Raw genomic sequence first — 17,027 nt, 5'->3', positions numbered from 1 at the left:
TACTGACACGGAGCGTAGGACGCCCACCCGTCCGTGTCAAAAGGACTGACCCGCGTCACCCTTTCAGGGAACCAGTCGTTGATTTTTCAGTGACACCTGCGTCGGATACGCTCGGCGCAGAACTCGAAGGGGGATTGGTGGTCGAGTACCGCAGCTTTCGCCTGCTGGCCTCGCTGCCGCGCGCGCTCGGCGCGGGGTTGCGCCCGCACGTCGGGCACGCGGCGGCCTCGATGGTCCAGGAGGTGCAGCGCACGGTGCCGGCCTACGGCCAGCCGCTGAAGGGCGTGTTCGGCAAGGTCCTGGTGAAGAGCGTCGAGTTCGCGGTGCAGCACTGCGTCGACTCGATGGGCGAGCCGGCGCTGGCCCACGAGCACTGGATCGAGTTCTACCGCGGTCGCGGCCGGATCGAGTTCACCGAAGGCCGCAACCTCGACGCGCTGCAGGACAGCGCCACGGTCGGGGCCCGGGTGGCCTGGCGCGCGATGCACCCGGCGGTGGTCGCCGCCGGTGTCGACCCGGCCGTCATCTCGGTTGCCGCGGAGGCGATCTTCGCCTACGTCGACGAGCTGTGCGCCACCGCGATCGAGGGGTACCAGCAGGCGCAGGCCGAGGCCGAGGGCGCCGTCCCGGTCCGGCGGAGACGCCTGCTGGAGCTGATCGCCGGCGCCCCGGAAGGCGCGGCGAGCAGCATCGCGGGCTTGGCGGGCGGGGCGGGCTGGCCGCTGCCGGAGACGGCGGCGATGGTGGCCCTCGAACGCGGCCCCGAGGCGGCGGACTTCCCCGCCGACCTGCTCGGCGACGGCGTCCTGGCCGACCTCGACGGTCCCGGGCCGTACCTGCTGACCCGCGACCCGGACGCCGACCTGGCCCCCCTGGCGGCCAAGCTCGACGGCTGGCGGGCGGCGGTCTCCCCGACGGTGCCGCTGGCCGACGCCCCGGCGGCGCTGCGCACGGCGCGGCGGGCGCTGCTGCTGTCCGGCCCGGACGTCCCCGGCCCGATCATCTGGTGCCGCGACCACCTCGCGACGCTCTGGCTGCTGGCGGAGGACTTCCTGGCGGCCGAGCTGGCCCGCCAGAGCCTGGACCCGTTCGCTTCGCTGAGCGAGAAGCAGCGCGAACGGCTGAGCGAAACCCTGCTGGCCTGGCTCGAGACGCGCGGAGGTGCGCCGGAGATCGCGCAGCGTCTCGGCGTCCACCCGCAGACGGTCCGCAACCGCCTGCGCCAGCTGGAGGAGCTGTTCGGAGACCGCCTGAAGGACGCCGACGACCGGCTGGGCATGCAGCTGGCCCTGCGCGCGCAACGGCTGATGCGCGCCCACCGGCCCCCGGAGGGCTGACGGCGCCGACCGCTGCCGATGGGCCGCGCGGCTTCAGCCCACCCGCGCCACGGTGCCGGGCTCACCGAGCCACACAGGCCCACCCGAGCCGTGCCCCTGCGCCCTGACCACGCGGTCCAGCGCGCGCACCGGCATCGGCAGCACCCGCCGCCACGGCCGGCGGCCCGGCCACCGCGGGCCCGGCGCCGGCCCCTGGGGAACGAAATGGAAACTCGCGCGGCAGGACATCAGCGCGTCCGGTGCGTCATTGCGACCATGCCCCGAGGATTACCGGATACCACCGGAATGTCGATACGCATTCCCGGTGACGCCGCGAAAACCCGCACACGCCGCCGCGTTTCCGCAATCCTTCTTGTCACGCCCGTCCGTGATTCCCCGGCGGTGGTGTTCACCACATCCGCGGCGGCCACCGGATGCCCTAATTTCGGGTCCGCGAGAAAGGCCGCCCATGACCGTCAAGACCCTCACCCTGCACGGCCGTCGCATCCGGCTGCACGAGCACCTGCCGCCCGCGGGCGACGGCGACGAAGCGGTCGTGCTGCTGCACGGGATCGCCGGCAGCGCCGAAACCTGGGCGCCGGTACTGGCGCGGTGCGCCGCGCTCGGCCGCCGCGTGCTGGCGCCCGATCTGCCCGGCCACGGCGAATCCGAGGCACCGCGCGCGGACTACGGCCTCGGCGCGATGGCGAGCACCGTGCGGGACGTCCTCGCCGTGTCCGGCGTGCGGCACGCGACCGTCGTCGGCCATTCGCTCGGCGGGGGCATCGCACTGCAGTTCGCCTACCAGTTCCCGGAAACGTGCGACCGGCTGGTGCTGGTCGGCAGCGCCGGCCTCGGGCCGGAGGTGAGCCCGGTGCTGCGGGCCGCCGCCCTGCCGGGCGCACCGGCCACAATGGCCCTCGCCGTCAACCGGGTGACCCTCGCCCTCGCGCGGGCGGCAGCGCGTCTGGGACGTCGGTTCGGTGGGTCGCTCAAGCCCGAAACCCGGGAACTCGCCCGGCATTTCGGCTCGCTGGCCGACCCCGCGCGACGGCGGGCGTTCCTGTTCATCGCGCGCAGCCTGATCGACCTGCGCGGCCAGCGCGCGAGCGCCGTGGACAAGCTCTACCTGGCCGAAGCGGTGCCGGTACTGCTGGTCTGGGGCGCCCGCGACCCGCTCATCCCGGTGGCGCACGGGCGCCGCACGGCCGCGTTGCTGCCGGACAGCCGCTTGACCGTACTGGAAAACGTGAAACACTTTCCGCACGTGGCCGACCCGGACCGGTTCTGCGCCCTGCTCAACGAGTTCCTCTCGGAGACCGCGCCCGCCCGGCTGACCCTCGACGACGTCGTCACGCGGCTGACAACCCCGAAGTCACCCCTCTGAAAAGTTGTCACGCGCACACCATTCGCGCGCGCCGGAAGTGTCACGTCCTCTCGCGACGTTCCACCCGTTCGGGTGTAGTCCGGACGGGTTACCGCAAAGTCAGCGGACAACCCGTTGACAGTGCCGTTCGCACGAAATTATGTTGCCTGAGCCACAAAAACCGGATCGGCGTTCCCGCCGACGAGGCCGATTTTGTTGCCAGCAAGGATAAAACACATGACCGACGTGGACACCGGATTCGCCGCCCCCGCCCTGCGGGCCGGACGGCCGAACCCCGGCGAGCGCACTCCCGGACCGGCCTACCGGCAGCAGTCCGTGTCGGCCGACCGGCCCCGGCCCGCCTACCCGCCCGCGCCACGCACCCCGGCGGATCCCCGGCCCGGACGTGCTTCCGGCGCGATCGGGCTGTGGGCGTCCCTGCCCCGCGAGCTGGCGATCCGCTTCAAACCGCGGGTCGACCCGCTCGCGCGCGCCATCCTGCAGGAGGTGCAGCGGGCGGTGCCCGAGTACCGCCAGCCGCTGGAAGGCGCGTTCGGGCACATCATCACGCAGGGTGTCCGGCAGTCGATCATCCAGTGCCTCGACAGTGTCGGCACCCCCGGTGCCGTGCCGCTCGAGACGTGGACGACCGTGTTCCGCAACCTCGGCAAGATCGAGTTCAACGAGGGCCGCAGCCTCGACTGCCTGCAGACCGCCTACCGGGTCGGCGGGCGGGTCGCGTGGCGGCACATCAGCGAGTTCGGGCAGGCCGCCGGCCTCTCCGCGGACACGCTGTGCACCAGCGCCGAAGCCATTTTCGCCTACGTCGACGAGATCTCGGCGCTCTCGATCGAGGGCTACACGGCTGCGCAGACGCGCGCCGCGGGCACCCGCGCCCGCCGCCGCAGGCGCCTGCTGGAGCTGCTGCTCGCCGACCCGCCGTCCGCGCCGCAGACCATCACCGCGCAGGCCGCCACGGCGCAGTGGCCCCTGCCGGCCGAAGTCACCGTCGTCGCCCTCGAACCACGCCCCGACCAGCACGGACTCGGCCATCAACACAGCTTGGCCGCTCCCGACCTGCACTCCGACGTCCTGGTCGACCTCGAGGGCAGCGAGCCGTGCCTGGTCACCGGCGACCCGGACAAGCACCTGAAGCACCTCGCCGAGCGGCTGCCGGGCTGGCGCGCGGTGATCGGCCCGACCGTGCGGCTCACCGACGCGCCCCGCTCGCTGCTCTGGGCCCGCCGCACGCTGAAGCTGCTCCAGCGCGGCGTGCTCCCGGACGCGCCGGTGACCCGCTGCACCGACCACCTGTCCACGCTGTGGCTGCTCGCCGACGAGTTCCTCGTCCGCGAACTGTGCGCACGCAGCCTGCAGCCGTTCAAGGACCTCACGCCGAAGCAGCGGGCGCGGCTCGGCGAGACGCTGCTGATCTGGCTGCAGTCCCGCGGCAGCGCCCCCGAAATCGCGAAGAAGCTGAAGGTGCACCCGCAGACCGTCCGGTACCGCATGCACCAGCTCATCGACCTGTTCGGCGACCGGCTCAACAACGCCGACGACCGGCTCGACATGGAGATCGCGCTGCGGGCGGAGGCCCTTCTCGGTTCCTGAGTCCCCTTCGAAGACGAGGTGGGTCAATGACGGGATCGCCCGTCGAGACGGCCTTCGGGCCGATGCTGAGCGGCGACGGCCGGCCGGGCCAGCTGTGGGCCATGCTCCCCCGCGAGCTGGCCGCGGTGTTCCGGCCGCGGCTGCTGGACGTCGCCGACGAGGTGCTGCGCGAGATCCAGCGGACCATCCCGGACTACGCGCGGCCCCTCGACGGCGCCTTCGGCAAGGCGCTGCGGGCCGGCGTCCAGGCGGCGATCCTGCAGTTCATCGACCGGATCGCCGCGTCGGGGCCGGTGCCGGACGAGCGGCGCAAGGTGTTCGTCGGGCTCGGCGTGCACGAGCTCGCGCAGGGCCGCAACCTCGACGTCCTGCAGGCCGCGTACCGGGTCGGCGCGCGGGTGACCTGGCGGCGGATGGCGGAGGTGGGGACGCGGGCCGGCGTGCCGTCGGCGACGCTGTGCCTGCTGGCCGAGGCGATCTTCGCCTACATCGACGAGCTGTCCGCGCTGTCGATCGAGGGCCACGCGGCAGCCCAGGCGCGCGCGGCCGGCGCGCTGGAACGGCGCCGGCGCCGGCTGCTGGACCTGCTGGTGGCGGACCCGCCGTCGCCGTCACGGACGGTGCAGGAAGCCGCGACGGCGGCGGAGTGGCCGTTGCCGCACCGGCTCGTCGCGGTGGCGCTCGACGGACCCGCCGACGTCACCGGGCTGGACGCGCTGGAGGACCTCGAAGACGGGACCCCGCGGCTGCTGCTGCCGGCACCCGAGGACCGCCGCGCGCTGACGGCGGCCCTGGCCGGTCACCGGGCGGCGGTCGGCCCGCCGGTACCGCCGCGCCAGGCGGGCCGGTCGCTGGCGACGGCGCAGGAGGCGTTGCGGCTGGTGGCGGCGGAGGTCCTGCCGGACGAGCCGCTGACGTGGTGTGAAGACCACCTCGCGACGCTGTGGCTGCGCAAGGAGCCGTTCCTCGTGACGGAGGTGTCCCGCCACCGCCTGGCCCCGCTGGCGGCGTTGACCCCGAAGCAGCACAACCGACTGGCCCCCACGCTGCTGGCGTGGCTGGAGACGTGCGGCAACGTCCGCGAGGTCGCCGACCGCCTCGCGATCCACCCCCAGACGGTCCGCGCCCGCGCCCAGGAGCTGGAGACCCTGTTCGCGGACCACCTCCGCAACCCGGACGACCGCTTCGAGATGATCCTCGCCCTCCGCGCCACCCTCCCCTGACATCGTGTCGACTCCCCGATCACGGGTGATGACCCTTCAATCACGAATGACGCCTCTTCCCGCCCGGGAGCCGGTGTGCGGGAGGGGCCTCACGCGTGATCAGAGAGCCAGCTCGCGTGATTGGAGGGTCATCTCGCGTGATTGGCGGGACGACACGGGTCAGAGGGCGGAGAAGTAGGGGCGGGGGAGGTCGGGGAGGCGGGTGGGGCCGAGCTGGACGATCGTCGCGGGGAGGCCGCGGGCGCGGCGCCAGGCGGCGAAGGCCTCGAGCCAGGCGTCCGCGGTTGCGCGGGAGGTTTCGCCCGGGGCGCCCGCCAACGCCGTGGCCGACGTGCCCAGCAGCCACCAGTCCGGCGGGGTGTCCGCGGTCGCCTCGTGCAGCCGTCGCGCGCCCAGGACCCCGTGCCGCCAGCCGGCCGACGGGTCGTCGGTGAGGACGCCCGCCGTGTGCACGATCCCGCGCAGCGGGAGGCCGTCCGCCGTGGCGGCCGCGACCAGCAGCTCCGCGACGCCGGGCTCGGCGATGTCGCCGGGGATCACCACCGCGTCGGACGCGCCTGCGTATGGTCCACAAAGGACGACCCGGGTGGCTCCCGTGTCCGCCAGCCACCGCGCGGTCGCGGGGCCGAGGCCGCCCGTGACCACGTACGCCCCGGGCCCGGCCGCCACCTCGACGGCGAACGGCACGCGGGCCAGCCGCGCCGCGTACCGGACGTCGTGCCGCCAGCGCACTTCGTCGTCCGGCGCGTCCGACCGCAGCTCGCGCACCAGGACGTCCACGTCGGACCGCGCGTCGAAGTCGACCACGCTCGCCCGCAGCCGCGGGCGTTCGACCGCGAGCACCCGCACCAGCCCGCGCAGGAACACCAGCCCCGGCTCGCCTGCCGCCTGCGTGACCAGGTGGAACCGGACGCCGAACCCGAGGCGGGCGACCACCGACAGCACCGAAAGCAGCAGCTCCTGCGCGGCCTCCGGATCGTGGTAGGCGTACGGCGACCCGGTGAGGAAGACGACGCCGCGCACCGGCCGTTCGGCCAGGAATCCGGGCAGCTCGTCGAGGTCGTCGCGCGGCAGCGACAGCGCGTCGTCCCCCGCCGCGGCCAGCGCCAGGGCCAGCGCGACGGCCCGGCCGAGCGCCGCCGGGTGCTCGTCGGTGAGCAGCAGCCACGCGCCCGGCCCGTCCGGCGCCACCGGCGGCAGCGGCACCTCGGGCCAGGTCACTTCGAACGACGAGGTGGCGAACGGGACGCCCGGCGACAGCGCCCGCTCCGCCGGCCCGGTCACCACGGCCCGTCCCCGGCCGAGGACGGCAGCACGACGACTCTGCGCAGCGTGAGCCCGTGCCGCGCCGTCACCGCACGGCTGTGCTGCCACCGGGGCTCCGCCCCGGGCCGGGGGCTCCGCCACCCGGAACCCCCGAAGGAGCGCATCGCCCGTTCGACCTCGCCCTCGGCCGTCGCTTCGAGGTCCTCCGGGGGACCCCCGGCGACGAGGCCCCGGCCGGTGACGCCCAGCTCGGCGGAGACGTCCAGGAAGCCCTGGGCACCGGTCCGCGGCCACCACCGCGGTTCGTCGTCGCCGGTGATGAGGGCGCAGAACACGCGCGCGGACCCCTCGGGCCGCTTCCAGTAGCCGCGGGCGATGATCGCGATCCGCTGGCCGGCCGGGTGTCCACAAGCGACCGGCGCGGTCGCTTCGGCGTCGACGTCCGCCCGCCGGGCCGGCCTAGCGGGGATCGCCGCCCGCTGCCCCGGCTCGGTGACCCGGCGCAGGGCCGCGGCGACGGAAGTGACGCGCCGGGCCGGCTCGGCCCAGGTCAAGGTGACCGCCGGACGGGACCAGGTCAAGGCCGGCGCTTCGCCCGCCACCGCGGCGCGGCCGGCCGGCAGCTCGGAGAGGGTCATGGGTTCCTCGCGCATTCTCAGGCGGCGGACATCCCGGTGACACGCCACTTCCCGGCGACGCGCTCGGCCGTGACGCTCAGCTGGGCGGCGCCGGTGCTGCGCTGCCCGTCACCTCTCGTCCCGGTCTGGTCGAGGAACACCAGCAGCGCCGCGCGGTCGCCGTCCAGGAGCTTCACCCCGGACGCGACGGCGGTGGAGGTGACCACGAGCTGCTGCTCGGCGGCCAGCTTGCGGACCTGGCCGAAGAGCTGTTCGTACTGCGCGAGCGCGGGCCCGGTCAGGACGTCCTTGGCGGCCTGCTCGCTCTTGGCCGGATCGTCGTAGCGGTAGGAGAAGACCGTGCCGAGCGCGGCGCTGATCTGCTTGCCGGCGTCCGCGGTGCCGGCGACGTCGGACAGCGCGCTGTTGTGCGCGACCACAGCGTTCGTCGCCCGCGTTTCGAGGGTGAACCACCCGGCGAGCCCGGTCATCACGACGGCGAGGACGGCGAGCACCAGCGGCGCCCGGCGGCGCGGCTCGGCGACGGGCTCCGGAGACGCCGGTTCCGGCTCGTGGTGCCGCCCCGCGACCTTCACCGCTCGCTTCTTCGTCTGAACCGTCATGGTGCCTCCCCCACGGGAACCTGGCCGAGGCCGGTGACGCGCCAGCCGCCCGGACCGCGCGTCAGGTCGGCCTGGAACCGGTTGCGCTTGGTCACGGCGTCCCCGCCGTCCGGTGCCACGACCAGCTCGACCGAGGCGATCAGCTTCGCCGTGCCGGCGCCGGTGTCCACTTCGGTCACCGCGGCGTCGGTCACCTTCCCGGTCGTGACGGTCTTCGCCTGGGTGATCCGGTCGAGACTCCCCTGCCGATCGGCTGCCAGCTCGTCGCCCAGCGCGCCGCCGGAGAGGTCCAGCCAGTGCTGGTACCCGGGTGCGGCCTGCCGGTAGTCCAAAGTGGTCAGTCCGGCGACCGCGGTCCGGCCCGCCTGCAGGGCCTCTTCCCGGACGACGGCGCGCGCGACGCCGTCGTCGTGCGCCGCCTGCCACCAGGTGAACCCCGACCACCCGGCCGCGACGGTCGCCAAGACCGCGGCCAGCCCAGCGAAGATCCTCACGGTCGTCCTCCCGGTGCGTTCTGCGAGCCCCGTACGTTCGTCGGGTCGCCCTTCGGCAGCGCACAGCGCGCGGCCGTGTTCAGCGGGCGGACCGACGTGTCGAGGCCGTCGCGGTACGGCGTCGTGTACCCGGTGGTGCACGGCGGTGGGTCGAAGAACGTCAGCGACAGTCCGATGTGGACACCATCCGGCCGCACGATCGCGCCGGCCGCGGCCACCGCCTGCGGCGCGGTGATCAGCAGCTGGCGAAGCCCGTCTTGCCGGGCTTCCAGGACGTCCGCGGTGGTCAGCAGGTTCGCCAGGAGCACGCCCAGGTTCGGCCCGGCGTCGCGGATGAGCGCGCTGACCTCGTTCGCGGCCGCGGGTACCGCCGGGATCAAGGTGCGCAGGTCGCCGTCGGACGACTTCAACGTCGACGCCAGCAGCTTCGCGTTGGCGCCGAACTCGCGGATCGCGCCGGCCTGCCGCACCTGGGTCTCGAGCACCGTGTGCGCGTCGGTGACGAACCGGGTCAGCGGCGCGACGTGCGCGCTCGCCGCCTGCACGAACTCGATGCCGCGGCCGACCAGCTGGTCCAGTGCCGGGCCCGCGTCGGACGTCGCGTTGTACAGCTCGTCGACGACCGTGCGCAGCGCGGGTTTCGGCACCGAGTTCGCGAACGAGTCCACTGTCGACAAGACGACGTCGACCGGCAGCGGGATCTTCGTGTCCGCCTGGGTGATCACCGAGCCCTCGTGCAGCTTCGGCCCGCCGTCGGTGCGCGGCCGCAGGTCGACGTACTGCTCGCCGACGGCCGACCGGTCGGCGACGACGGCTTCGGTGTCGGCCGGGACGGGGGCGGTACCTGAGTCGATCTCGAGGACGGCTTCCATCCCGGCGGGGGTCAGCCGCAGCTCGCCGACGCGGCCGATCGGCACCCCGCGGTAGGTGACCTCGGCATTGGTGAAAATGCCGCCACCGGTCGGGAACTGCGCGGTCACGGTGTAGCCGCGGTCGAAGAACACCTTGTCGAGGCCCGCGTAGGTGGCCCCGACGTAGGCGACGCCGACGACCGCGATGACGACGAAGATCGTCACCTGCACGCGCACGAACCGGGTCAGCATCAGTGGCCCGCCTTGAGGAAGCCGTTCAGGTAGTCGCCGCGGATCGTGTCCAGGGCGGCGTCCGGGAACGGGAAGGTGAAGATCATCTCCATCGCCTTGGGCAGCTTGTCGCCGGAGTCGGCCAGCCGCCGCAGCAGCGGCTCCAGCGCGCGCAGGTCGGCGACCAGGTCGTCCCTGCTCTTGTTCACGGTGTCGACGGCGACCGAGGTCAGCCCGTCCAGCGACTTCAGCATCCCGACCAGCGCTTCCCGTTGCTGGTTGAGGACGCCGATGCCGGGCGTCAAGCCGTTGAGCGTCGTGGTGATCCGATCGGTGTGCGCGTTCAGCGTGGCCGCGAGCTTGTTGACGCTCTCGATGGCCCTGGTGATCTCGTTCCGGTGCTCGTCGAGCCCGCGCACGAAGGTGTCCAGATCGGACAAGAGCGAGCGCGCCGCGGTTTCCTTGCCGCCGAGGGCGTCGTTCAGCTCGTGGCTGATGTTCTGGACCTGGGCCACGCCGCCGCCGTTGAGCAGCAGTGACAGCGCCCCGAAGACCTCCTCGATCTCGGGCGTCAGCGTCGAACGATCCAGCGGGATGGTCGCGCCGTCGAGGAGCCGTCCCGACGGCGTGGCGTCGGCCGGCGGGGCGAGTTCGACGAACTTCTCGCCGAGGATGCCGGCCTGCCGCAGCCGGGCGACGGCGTTGCCCGGCAGGTCGACGTCCCCGTTGAGCAGGAGGTCGACGACCGCGCTGTGTCCGTCGGGGGCCAGCTCGACCCGGACGACCTGGCCGACCGGGACGTCGTTGACCTTGACGCCGGACTGCGGCACCAGGTCCAGCACGTTCGTGAAGCTCGCGGTCACGTGGATCGGGTGGTCGCCGAGCGCGGCGCCGCCGGGCAGCGGGATGTCGTAGACGCTCACCCCGCTGCCGCAGCCGGTGGTGACCAGCGCGAGGGTCACCACCGCGGTGAGCTTGACCAGTGACTTCATTTCGGCTCCGCGAATTCGAGGAGGTTGCCGCGGCCGTCGATGGTCCCGTTCGCCTGGTCGTAGGCGTCCAGGAGGTTGGTCAGGGCGTTCGGGGCCGCGTCGAGCGCCTCGGCGAGGGAGTTCTTCTGGTTCACGAGCACCTTCGTGACGTCGGCCAGCTTGTCCACATCGGACTGGACTTTGCCCCGGTTGTCCTTGATGAACCCCTGGACGACGCTCAGGGCCTGGGTCAGCTCGGTCAGCGCGCCGGAGAACTGGTCACGCTGTTCGGCCAGCACCTTGCTCAGCGACGCGATCTGCGAGATGGCCTGCTTGACCTGGCCGTCGTTGGCCGCGAGCATCGCGGTGAACTTGCTGATGTTGTCCACCGAAGTGAACAGGTCGTCCTTGGAGTCGCTCGCCGTCCGCGCGAACTCGCCGAGGTTCTTGATCGCCGTGCCGATGGTCTGGCCGGTGCCGTTCAGGTAGTCCGCCGAGCGGGTCAGGACGTCGCTCACCGCGCCGTCCTTGTTGGCGCCCTGCGGCCCGAGCGCGGACATCAGCTGGTTGAGGCTGTGCAGCAGGTCGTCGACCTCGACCGGGGTCGCGGTGCGCTCCCGGGGGATCGATGCGCCGTCGGCCAGCTGGGGCCCGCCGCGGTAGACGGGCGTGAGCTGCACGTACCGGTCGGCGACCAGGCTCGGTGTGATGACGACGGCCCCGGCCTCCGCGGGCAGCGGTACGCCGGGCCGCAACGTCATGGTCACCTTGACGTCCGTGCCGTTGGGTTCCACTTCGGACACCGAGCCGATGGCGACGCCGAGGACGCGGACGTCCGAGTTCGGGTAGATACCCACGGCGGCGGTGAAGTACGCGGTCAGCGTCCGTTCACGCGGCGCGGTGACCAGGGGCCAGGCGGCCGAGACGACGAGCGCGAGGACGACGCCGAGCGCGAGGGCCCGCAGCCGCGTCCGTCGTCGCGCCCGGGCTCCCAGGTCGGCGAGCTGGTGGGCCATCAGCGTCCCCCGTTCTTCGGTGGCCGGCAGCTGCCGGGTGTGGTGCCGGTGGGGATCAGCCCGCAGATGTAGGTGTCGATCCACCGGCCGTTGCCGACGGCGTTGCCGAGCAGCCGGTAGAACGGGCCGGCCAGGCGGAGGCTGTCCTCCAGCTTCCCCTGGTTGCGCTGGAGCACGCCGGCCACGCGGTCGAGCTGGTCCAGCGCCGGGCCCAGGGTCTTCTGGTTCTCCGCGACGAGTCCGCGCAGCTGGATCGACAGGTTCTTGATGCCGGTGAACAGCTTCGCGATGGCGTCCTTGCGGGCGTTGAGCTCGGTGAGCAGGGTGTTGCCGTCGCGGATCAGGGCCTGGATCTGGTCGGAGCGCTCCCCGAGCGTCTTCGACACCTGGTTGGTGTTCCGGAACAGCTTGACCAGTTCTTCGTCGCGGGACGCCAGCGTTTGCGACAGGGCGGCGATCCCGTTGAACGCTGTCTTGACGTCGCTGGGGGCCGACGCGCCGAGCGTGTCGGACAGCACGCGGAACGCCTGCGCGAGCTGGTCGGTGTCGATTGCCCCGACGGTGCTCGCCAGGTCGTTGAAGACCGCGGTGACGTCGTAGGGCGAGCTCGTGCGCTCGGCGGGGATCGGCTGGTCGGGGTTCAGCTCGCCGTTGCCGACCGGGTCGAGCACCAGGTTCTTCTGGCCGAGCAACGTCTTGATCTTGATCGCCGCCGTGGTCCGGTTGCCGACCCAGGTGTCGCGAACCCGGAACAGCACCTCGACGTGGTCGCCGGCCAGCCGGACGTCGGTGACCTCGCCGACCTTCACCCCGGCGACGCGGACCTCGTCGTGGGGCTTGAGCCCGGCGGCCTCGTGGAACTCGGCCTGGTACGTGGTGCCGCCGCCGATGACCGGCAGGTCCTCGGAGAAGAAGGTGGCGCCGCCGATCAGCGCCATGACCAGCGCGGTCACCGCGCCGACGGCGATCGGGTTGCGGCTGCGGAAGGGTTTCACCGGCACCTCGCAGCCGTCACGGGGATGCCCGGTGGCAGGCCGCCCGGTGCCGGTTTCGCATCGGTCTGCACCGCGCACAGGTAGAAGTTCGCCCACGAGCCGTAGGAGAAGAGCGTGCCGATCCGGTCGAGCTTCTTCGGCAGGTTGTCGAGGAACTGCTGGAACACCGGGGTGTTGTCGGCCAGGTTCTTCGACAGGTCCCCGAGGGCGGTGACGCTGTCCTTGAGCGGTTGCCGGCCCTGTTCGAGCAGCCCGGCGGTCGCGGTGGTCAGCTCGCCGAGGCCGCCGATGGCGTGGCCGATCGGCTGGGCGTCGGCGGCGAGGCCGGTGACGAGCTGGGCGGTGGTGTCGACGAGCGTGTCGAACTGGTCGCCCTGGGCGTTCAGCGTGTCGAGCACGGTGTTGAGGTTGCCGATCACCTGGCCGATCAGGGCGTCCTTCCCGGCCAGCGTGGACGTCAGCGACGCGGTGTGCCGCAGCAGGCTGTCGATCGTGCTGCCCTCCCCCTGCAGAACCTGGATGATCTCGAACGACAACTGGTTGACGTCGTTGGGCGACAGCGCCTGGAAGAGCGGCTTGAAGCCGTTGAACAGCGCGGTGAGGTCGAGCGCCGGCCTGGTCTTTTCCAGGGGGATCTGCGCGCCTTCGGCCAGTGTCGGGGACGTGTCGGTGGCGCCGGGGTCGACCGAGAGGTACCGCTGGCCGACGAGGTTGCGGTAGCGGATGGTGACCGAGGCCGACGCGGTGAGCCGGTGCGTGCGTCCGACGGAGAACTCGACGTCGGCGAGGCGGTGTTCGACGACCCGCACGGAGTCGACCTGGCCGATCCGGACGCCGGCCATCCGGACTTCGTCGCCGGGGTTGACCGAGGTCGCGTCGGTGAACCGGGCGGTGTAGCCGATCGTCGCGCCGACGTTCGAATTGGCGATCGTGATCGCGAGCACGGCGGTCGCGGCCGCGGTGACCAGGAAGAAGACCAGGCCCTTGACGGCGGGTCCTGCGACGCTCCTCATCGGACGGTCACCTCCGTCCCGCGCAGGGCCGGTCCGATGAGGACGCTGCTCCAGTCGGGTACCGCACCCAGCGTCGGCCGCAGGAGTTCGGCGACCAGCTGCCGCTCACCGGGCGAGTTCGCCGGGCCGAGGTCGCCGTCGGTCGCACCGGCGGCCGCCGCGCCGCCGCCGTGGCACTTCGGCCCGCCGGTGGCGTCGAACCGCGGGGTGTCGCGGCCGGGGACGTACTTCTCCCGCGGATCCTGGACGGTGAGCGTCACGTGCAGGCCCGGCTCGTTCGTGCCCTTGCCGAGGGCCTTCTCCATCAGCGGCTTGAGCCGGTTGACCGCGTCGAACACGCACGGGAACTCCGGCGAGTAGCGCGACAGCAGTTCCAGCGTCGGCCGGCTCGCCGCCGAGACGCCGATGAGGTTGTCCTTGTTCTTCCGCAGGAACTCGTTCAGGTGCCCGGTGGCGCTGGTGACGCTCGTGTAGAGGTGGTCGAGGTCCGCACGGGTGTCCACGATGGTCTTCGCGGTCGTCGACAGGTCGCTCAGCGCCTCCAGGATGTCCGGCGCGGCTCCCGTGTAGACGTCGGCCGCGTCGGCCAGCGCGGTGACGTCGGCCTTGAACTGCGGCATCAGCGGGTTCAGCTGCCCGAGGAGGTCCTTCAGCTGGACGATGCTGTCGCCCAGCGGCTTGCCGCGGTGGTCGAGAGCCTGGGAGATCGCGCCGAGGGAGCTGTTCAGCTTCTGGGGCTGGACCGCCCGCAGCAGCGGCAGCAGGTCGCCGAGCACCCGTTCCAGCTCGATGGCGTTGGTGGAGCGGTCCTGGGCGATCACGTCCCCGCCGTGCAGCGTCCCTTGTGGACTGGACGGCAGCACGAGGTTGACGTACCGCTCGCCGAACACCGTCTTCGGCAGCAGCCGCGCGGACACGTTCCCCGGCAGCAGCCCGATCTTGGCCGGGTCGATGGCGAGGTCGATCTCGGCTCCCGCGCGGGTGCTGCGCACCGCCCGGACCTCGCCGAACGGGACGCCCTTCACCTTGACCTCCGCGGTCGGCGCGAGCTGGTTGCCGACCCGGTCGGCCCGCAGCGTCACCACCTCGGAGTCGTCGAAGTCCTTGTCGTAGATGGCCACCGCGAGCCAGCCGAGCAGGGCCAGCACGCCGAGGAAGGCGACCCCGGCGAGCTGCGTGGACAACCGGCTCATCCGGACACCTTCACCGTGGTCGTCGCGCCCCAGATGGCCAGCGAAAGGAACAGGTCGAGCACGCTGATCAGCACGATCGACGTCCGCACGGCCCGGCCGACCGCGACGCCGACCCCGGCCGGGCCGCCGCTCGCGCGGTAGCCGTAGAAGCAGTGCGTCAGGATCACGCCGACGCTGAAGACGAGCACCTTGCCGAACGACCACAGCACGTCGCCGGGCGGCAGGAACAGCGTGAAGTAGTGGTCGTAGGTGCCGCCGGACTGTCCGAAGAAGACGACCGTGGTGAGCCGGGAACCGAGGTAGGAGATCAGCAGCCCGATGACGTAGAGCGGGATGATCGCGATGAACCCGGCGACGATCCGGGTGGTGACCAGGTACGGCATGCTCCGCACGGCCATCACTTCGAGGGCGTCGATCTCTTCGGAGATCCGCATCGCGCCGAGCTGCGCGGTGAACCCACTGCCCACAGTGGACGAAAGGGCCAGCCCGGCGACGAGCGGAGCGATCTCCCGCGTGTTGAAGTACGCGGTCAGGAAACCGGTCATCGCCGAGATGTTGATCTGGTTCAGCGCGCTGAACCCCTGCAGGCCCACGGTGACGCCGGTGAACACGCACAGCCCGACCATCACGCCGATCGTGCCGCCGATCACCGCGAGGGCCCCGCTGCCGAACGTCACTTCGGCCAGCAGCCGCACGACTTCGCGGAAATAACGGGTCACGGCGAGCGGGACGGCGGCGAGCGCGCGCACGTAGAACAGCAGCTGGTCGCCGAGGTCGAACAGCCGGTCGCCGGGTTTGCCGAGGATGGCCAACTCAGGTTCCCTTCGCCGGGACCAGCTGCAGGTACAGCGCGGTGAGCACGGTGTTGACGAAGAACAGCAGCAGGAACGTGATGACGACGGACTGGTTGACGACGTCGCCGACGCCCTTGGGGCCGCCCTTCGGGTTCAGGCCGCGGTAGGCCGCGACGACCCCGGCGAGGTAGCCGAAGATGACGGCCTTGATCGAGCTGACGACCAGGTCGGGCAGCTGCGCGAGGGCGTTGAAGCTGGCCAGGTACGCCCCGGGCGTGCCGCCCTGGATGATGACGTTGAAGAAGTAGCCGCCGAGCACGCCGACCACGCTGACCAGGCCGTTCAGCAGCACGGACACCCCGACGGCGGCCTGCACGCGCGGCACGACCAGCCGGTGGATCGGCGAGACGCCGAGCACCTCCATCGCGGCGATCTCTTCGCGGATGCTGCGCGCGCCGAGGTCGGCACAGATGGCGCTGCCGCCCGCGCCGGCGATGATCAGCGTCGTCACGATCGGGCTGGCCTGCTGCACGACGGCCAGCACGCTCGCCGCGCCGTTGAACTGCTGGGCGCCGATCTGGCTGGTGAGCGAGCCGAGCTGCAGCGAGATGACCGCACCGAACGGGATGGAGACCAGGATCGCCGGGGTGATCGACACGCTGGCGATGAACCAGAACTGCTGGACGAACTCCCGCACCTGGTACGGGCGGCGGAGCATGGCGAGCAGGACGTCGAGGCCCATCGCGCACATCCGGCCGAACTCGCGCAGGCCGTTCGCGGCCTTCTGCGGCGCCTCGCTGAGGAAGGTCGTCATGGCTGCTTGCACCCGGTGCTGAAGCAGCGCAGCGTGAGGTTCGAGACGAAGGTGTTGCCCGGCCCCGAAACCAGGCCGGTGAGCAGCCGGCTGACGTCCTCGTGCCCGACGCACCCGGCGAACGACGGTGTGGTGAAGGTGGACGTCACCTTCACCGGCGGGGCCGGCAGCGAGATCGGCACGAGCGCCTTGATGGTGACCGCGGCGGGCTGGGCCGTCCGGCAGTCCGGGCCGACGTCGATGGGTTTGCCGTCCACTTCGACGTCCGAGAGCTTGATGAAGACCTTCGCGGTCACGTCCGTGTCGGCGCAGATGTTGGTCTTCGTGGCCTTGCAGTCCTTGTCCTTGCCCGTGTGCACGGTGGCCGTCCCGGAGGCGTCGCCGTCCGGGACGATTTCGACCCGGCCGGTGGTGGCCATGAACCGGAACGCGACGAAGTAACCGTTCGCCGGCGGGATGGCCAGCTTTCCGGTGATCGGCACGGTGTTCGTGAGGCCGCCCAGCGCGCCGTCGAAGGTGCCCGGCGGGAAGGCGATGTCGGAGCCGAGCTTGGCCACGTGGCTCGTGGTCGGCTGCCGGGCGTCCCCGAGGGTGAACCCGAAGGGGATCTGCGTGGCCTGCGCCACCGGGGCG

17 protein-coding genes are annotated in these 17,027 nt (G+C 72.0%); 4 read left to right on the top strand and 13 right to left on the bottom strand.

The genetic code is table 11. From position 1 onward, the window contains the following. The first annotated feature begins 134 nt into the window (after window positions 1–134). From ACFVYA_RS35520 to ACFVYA_RS35505, 4 genes are all read left to right on the top strand, one after another. On the top strand, window positions 135–1,337 hold the full coding sequence (locus ACFVYA_RS35520) for a helix-turn-helix domain-containing protein (RefSeq protein WP_387051282.1): 1,203 nt from the start codon (window positions 135–137) through the stop codon (window positions 1,335–1,337). Between the two features lie 448 nt (window positions 1,338–1,785). Then, window positions 1,786–2,703 (top strand): alpha/beta fold hydrolase, encoded by a 918-nt coding sequence (locus ACFVYA_RS35515; RefSeq protein ID WP_387051279.1) that lies wholly within the window; start codon window positions 1,786–1,788, stop codon window positions 2,701–2,703. A gap of 216 nt (window positions 2,704–2,919) precedes the next feature. Next, window positions 2,920–4,293 carry a helix-turn-helix domain-containing protein gene (locus tag ACFVYA_RS35510; protein ID WP_387051277.1) on the top strand — a complete coding sequence of 458 codons (1,374 nt, stop codon included), beginning with the start codon at window positions 2,920–2,922 and terminating at the stop codon, window positions 4,291–4,293. Window positions 4,294–4,319: 26 nt separating this feature from the next. After that, a complete protein-coding gene (locus ACFVYA_RS35505) occupies window positions 4,320–5,516 on the top strand; it encodes a PucR family transcriptional regulator (RefSeq protein WP_387051276.1) in 1,197 nt (398 codons plus the stop codon). 159 nt (window positions 5,517–5,675) lie between these two features. Here ACFVYA_RS35505 and ACFVYA_RS35500 read toward each other — a convergent pair whose 3' ends face one another. The 13 genes from ACFVYA_RS35500 to ACFVYA_RS35440 form a co-directional block, all read right to left on the bottom strand. After that, window positions 5,676–6,803: a KR domain-containing protein gene (locus tag ACFVYA_RS35500; protein ID WP_387051274.1), complete on the bottom strand. Its 1,128-nt coding sequence runs from the start codon at window positions 6,801–6,803 to the stop codon at window positions 5,676–5,678. After that, on the bottom strand, window positions 6,797–7,420 hold the full coding sequence (locus ACFVYA_RS35495) for a hypothetical protein (RefSeq protein WP_387051272.1): 624 nt from the start codon (window positions 7,418–7,420) through the stop codon (window positions 6,797–6,799). The genes ACFVYA_RS35500 and ACFVYA_RS35495 overlap by 7 nt, the downstream gene beginning before the upstream one ends. 17 nt (window positions 7,421–7,437) lie before the next feature. Then, window positions 7,438–8,022, bottom strand: a complete 585-nt coding sequence (locus ACFVYA_RS35490) for a hypothetical protein (protein WP_387051271.1) — start codon at window positions 8,020–8,022, stop codon at window positions 7,438–7,440. Next, the gene (locus ACFVYA_RS35485) at window positions 8,019–8,516 is read right to left on the bottom strand and encodes a hypothetical protein (RefSeq protein ID WP_387051270.1); all 498 of its coding nucleotides are present in this window, start codon (window positions 8,514–8,516) and stop codon (window positions 8,019–8,021) included. Before ACFVYA_RS35485 ends, ACFVYA_RS35490 begins: the two co-directional genes overlap by 4 nt. Further along, the gene (locus ACFVYA_RS35480) at window positions 8,513–9,619 is read right to left on the bottom strand and encodes an MlaD family protein (protein WP_387051269.1); all 1,107 of its coding nucleotides are present in this window, start codon (window positions 9,617–9,619) and stop codon (window positions 8,513–8,515) included. Before ACFVYA_RS35480 ends, ACFVYA_RS35485 begins: the two co-directional genes overlap by 4 nt. Continuing rightward, entirely contained in the window at window positions 9,619–10,590 is a 972-nt protein-coding gene (locus ACFVYA_RS35475) for an MCE family protein (RefSeq protein WP_387051267.1), read from the bottom strand. Before ACFVYA_RS35475 ends, ACFVYA_RS35480 begins: the two co-directional genes overlap by 1 nt. After that, window positions 10,587–11,585, bottom strand: a complete 999-nt coding sequence (locus ACFVYA_RS35470; RefSeq protein WP_387051266.1) for an MCE family protein — start codon at window positions 11,583–11,585, stop codon at window positions 10,587–10,589. The genes ACFVYA_RS35475 and ACFVYA_RS35470 overlap by 4 nt, the downstream gene beginning before the upstream one ends. Continuing rightward, window positions 11,585–12,580 carry an MCE family protein gene (locus ACFVYA_RS35465; protein ID WP_387051264.1) on the bottom strand — a complete coding sequence of 332 codons (996 nt, stop codon included), beginning with the start codon at window positions 12,578–12,580 and terminating at the stop codon, window positions 11,585–11,587. The genes ACFVYA_RS35470 and ACFVYA_RS35465 overlap by 1 nt, the downstream gene beginning before the upstream one ends. Continuing rightward, entirely contained in the window at window positions 12,577–13,593 is a 1,017-nt protein-coding gene (locus ACFVYA_RS35460) for an MCE family protein (protein WP_387051263.1), read from the bottom strand. The genes ACFVYA_RS35465 and ACFVYA_RS35460 overlap by 4 nt, the downstream gene beginning before the upstream one ends. Further along, the gene (locus ACFVYA_RS35455) at window positions 13,590–14,786 is read right to left on the bottom strand and encodes an MCE family protein (RefSeq protein ID WP_387051262.1); all 1,197 of its coding nucleotides are present in this window, start codon (window positions 14,784–14,786) and stop codon (window positions 13,590–13,592) included. The genes ACFVYA_RS35460 and ACFVYA_RS35455 overlap by 4 nt, the downstream gene beginning before the upstream one ends. Beyond that, the gene (locus tag ACFVYA_RS35450) at window positions 14,783–15,598 is read right to left on the bottom strand and encodes an ABC transporter permease (RefSeq protein WP_013229372.1); all 816 of its coding nucleotides are present in this window, start codon (window positions 15,596–15,598) and stop codon (window positions 14,783–14,785) included. The genes ACFVYA_RS35455 and ACFVYA_RS35450 overlap by 4 nt, the downstream gene beginning before the upstream one ends. 1 nt (window position 15,599) lies before the next feature. Continuing rightward, window positions 15,600–16,394, bottom strand: a complete 795-nt coding sequence (locus ACFVYA_RS35445) for an MlaE family ABC transporter permease (RefSeq protein ID WP_387051261.1) — start codon at window positions 16,392–16,394, stop codon at window positions 15,600–15,602. Next, on the bottom strand, window positions 16,391–17,027 hold a 637-nt coding region (locus tag ACFVYA_RS35440; RefSeq protein WP_387051259.1), incomplete at its 5' end, for a hypothetical protein. The genes ACFVYA_RS35440 and ACFVYA_RS35445, both read right to left, overlap by 4 nt.

It is taken from the genome of Amycolatopsis sp. NPDC058278 (genome assembly GCF_042881395.1).
Taxonomy (GTDB): Bacteria; Actinomycetota; Actinomycetes; order Mycobacteriales; family Pseudonocardiaceae; genus Amycolatopsis.
This window is presented reverse-complemented; position numbering and strand designations above follow the sequence as displayed.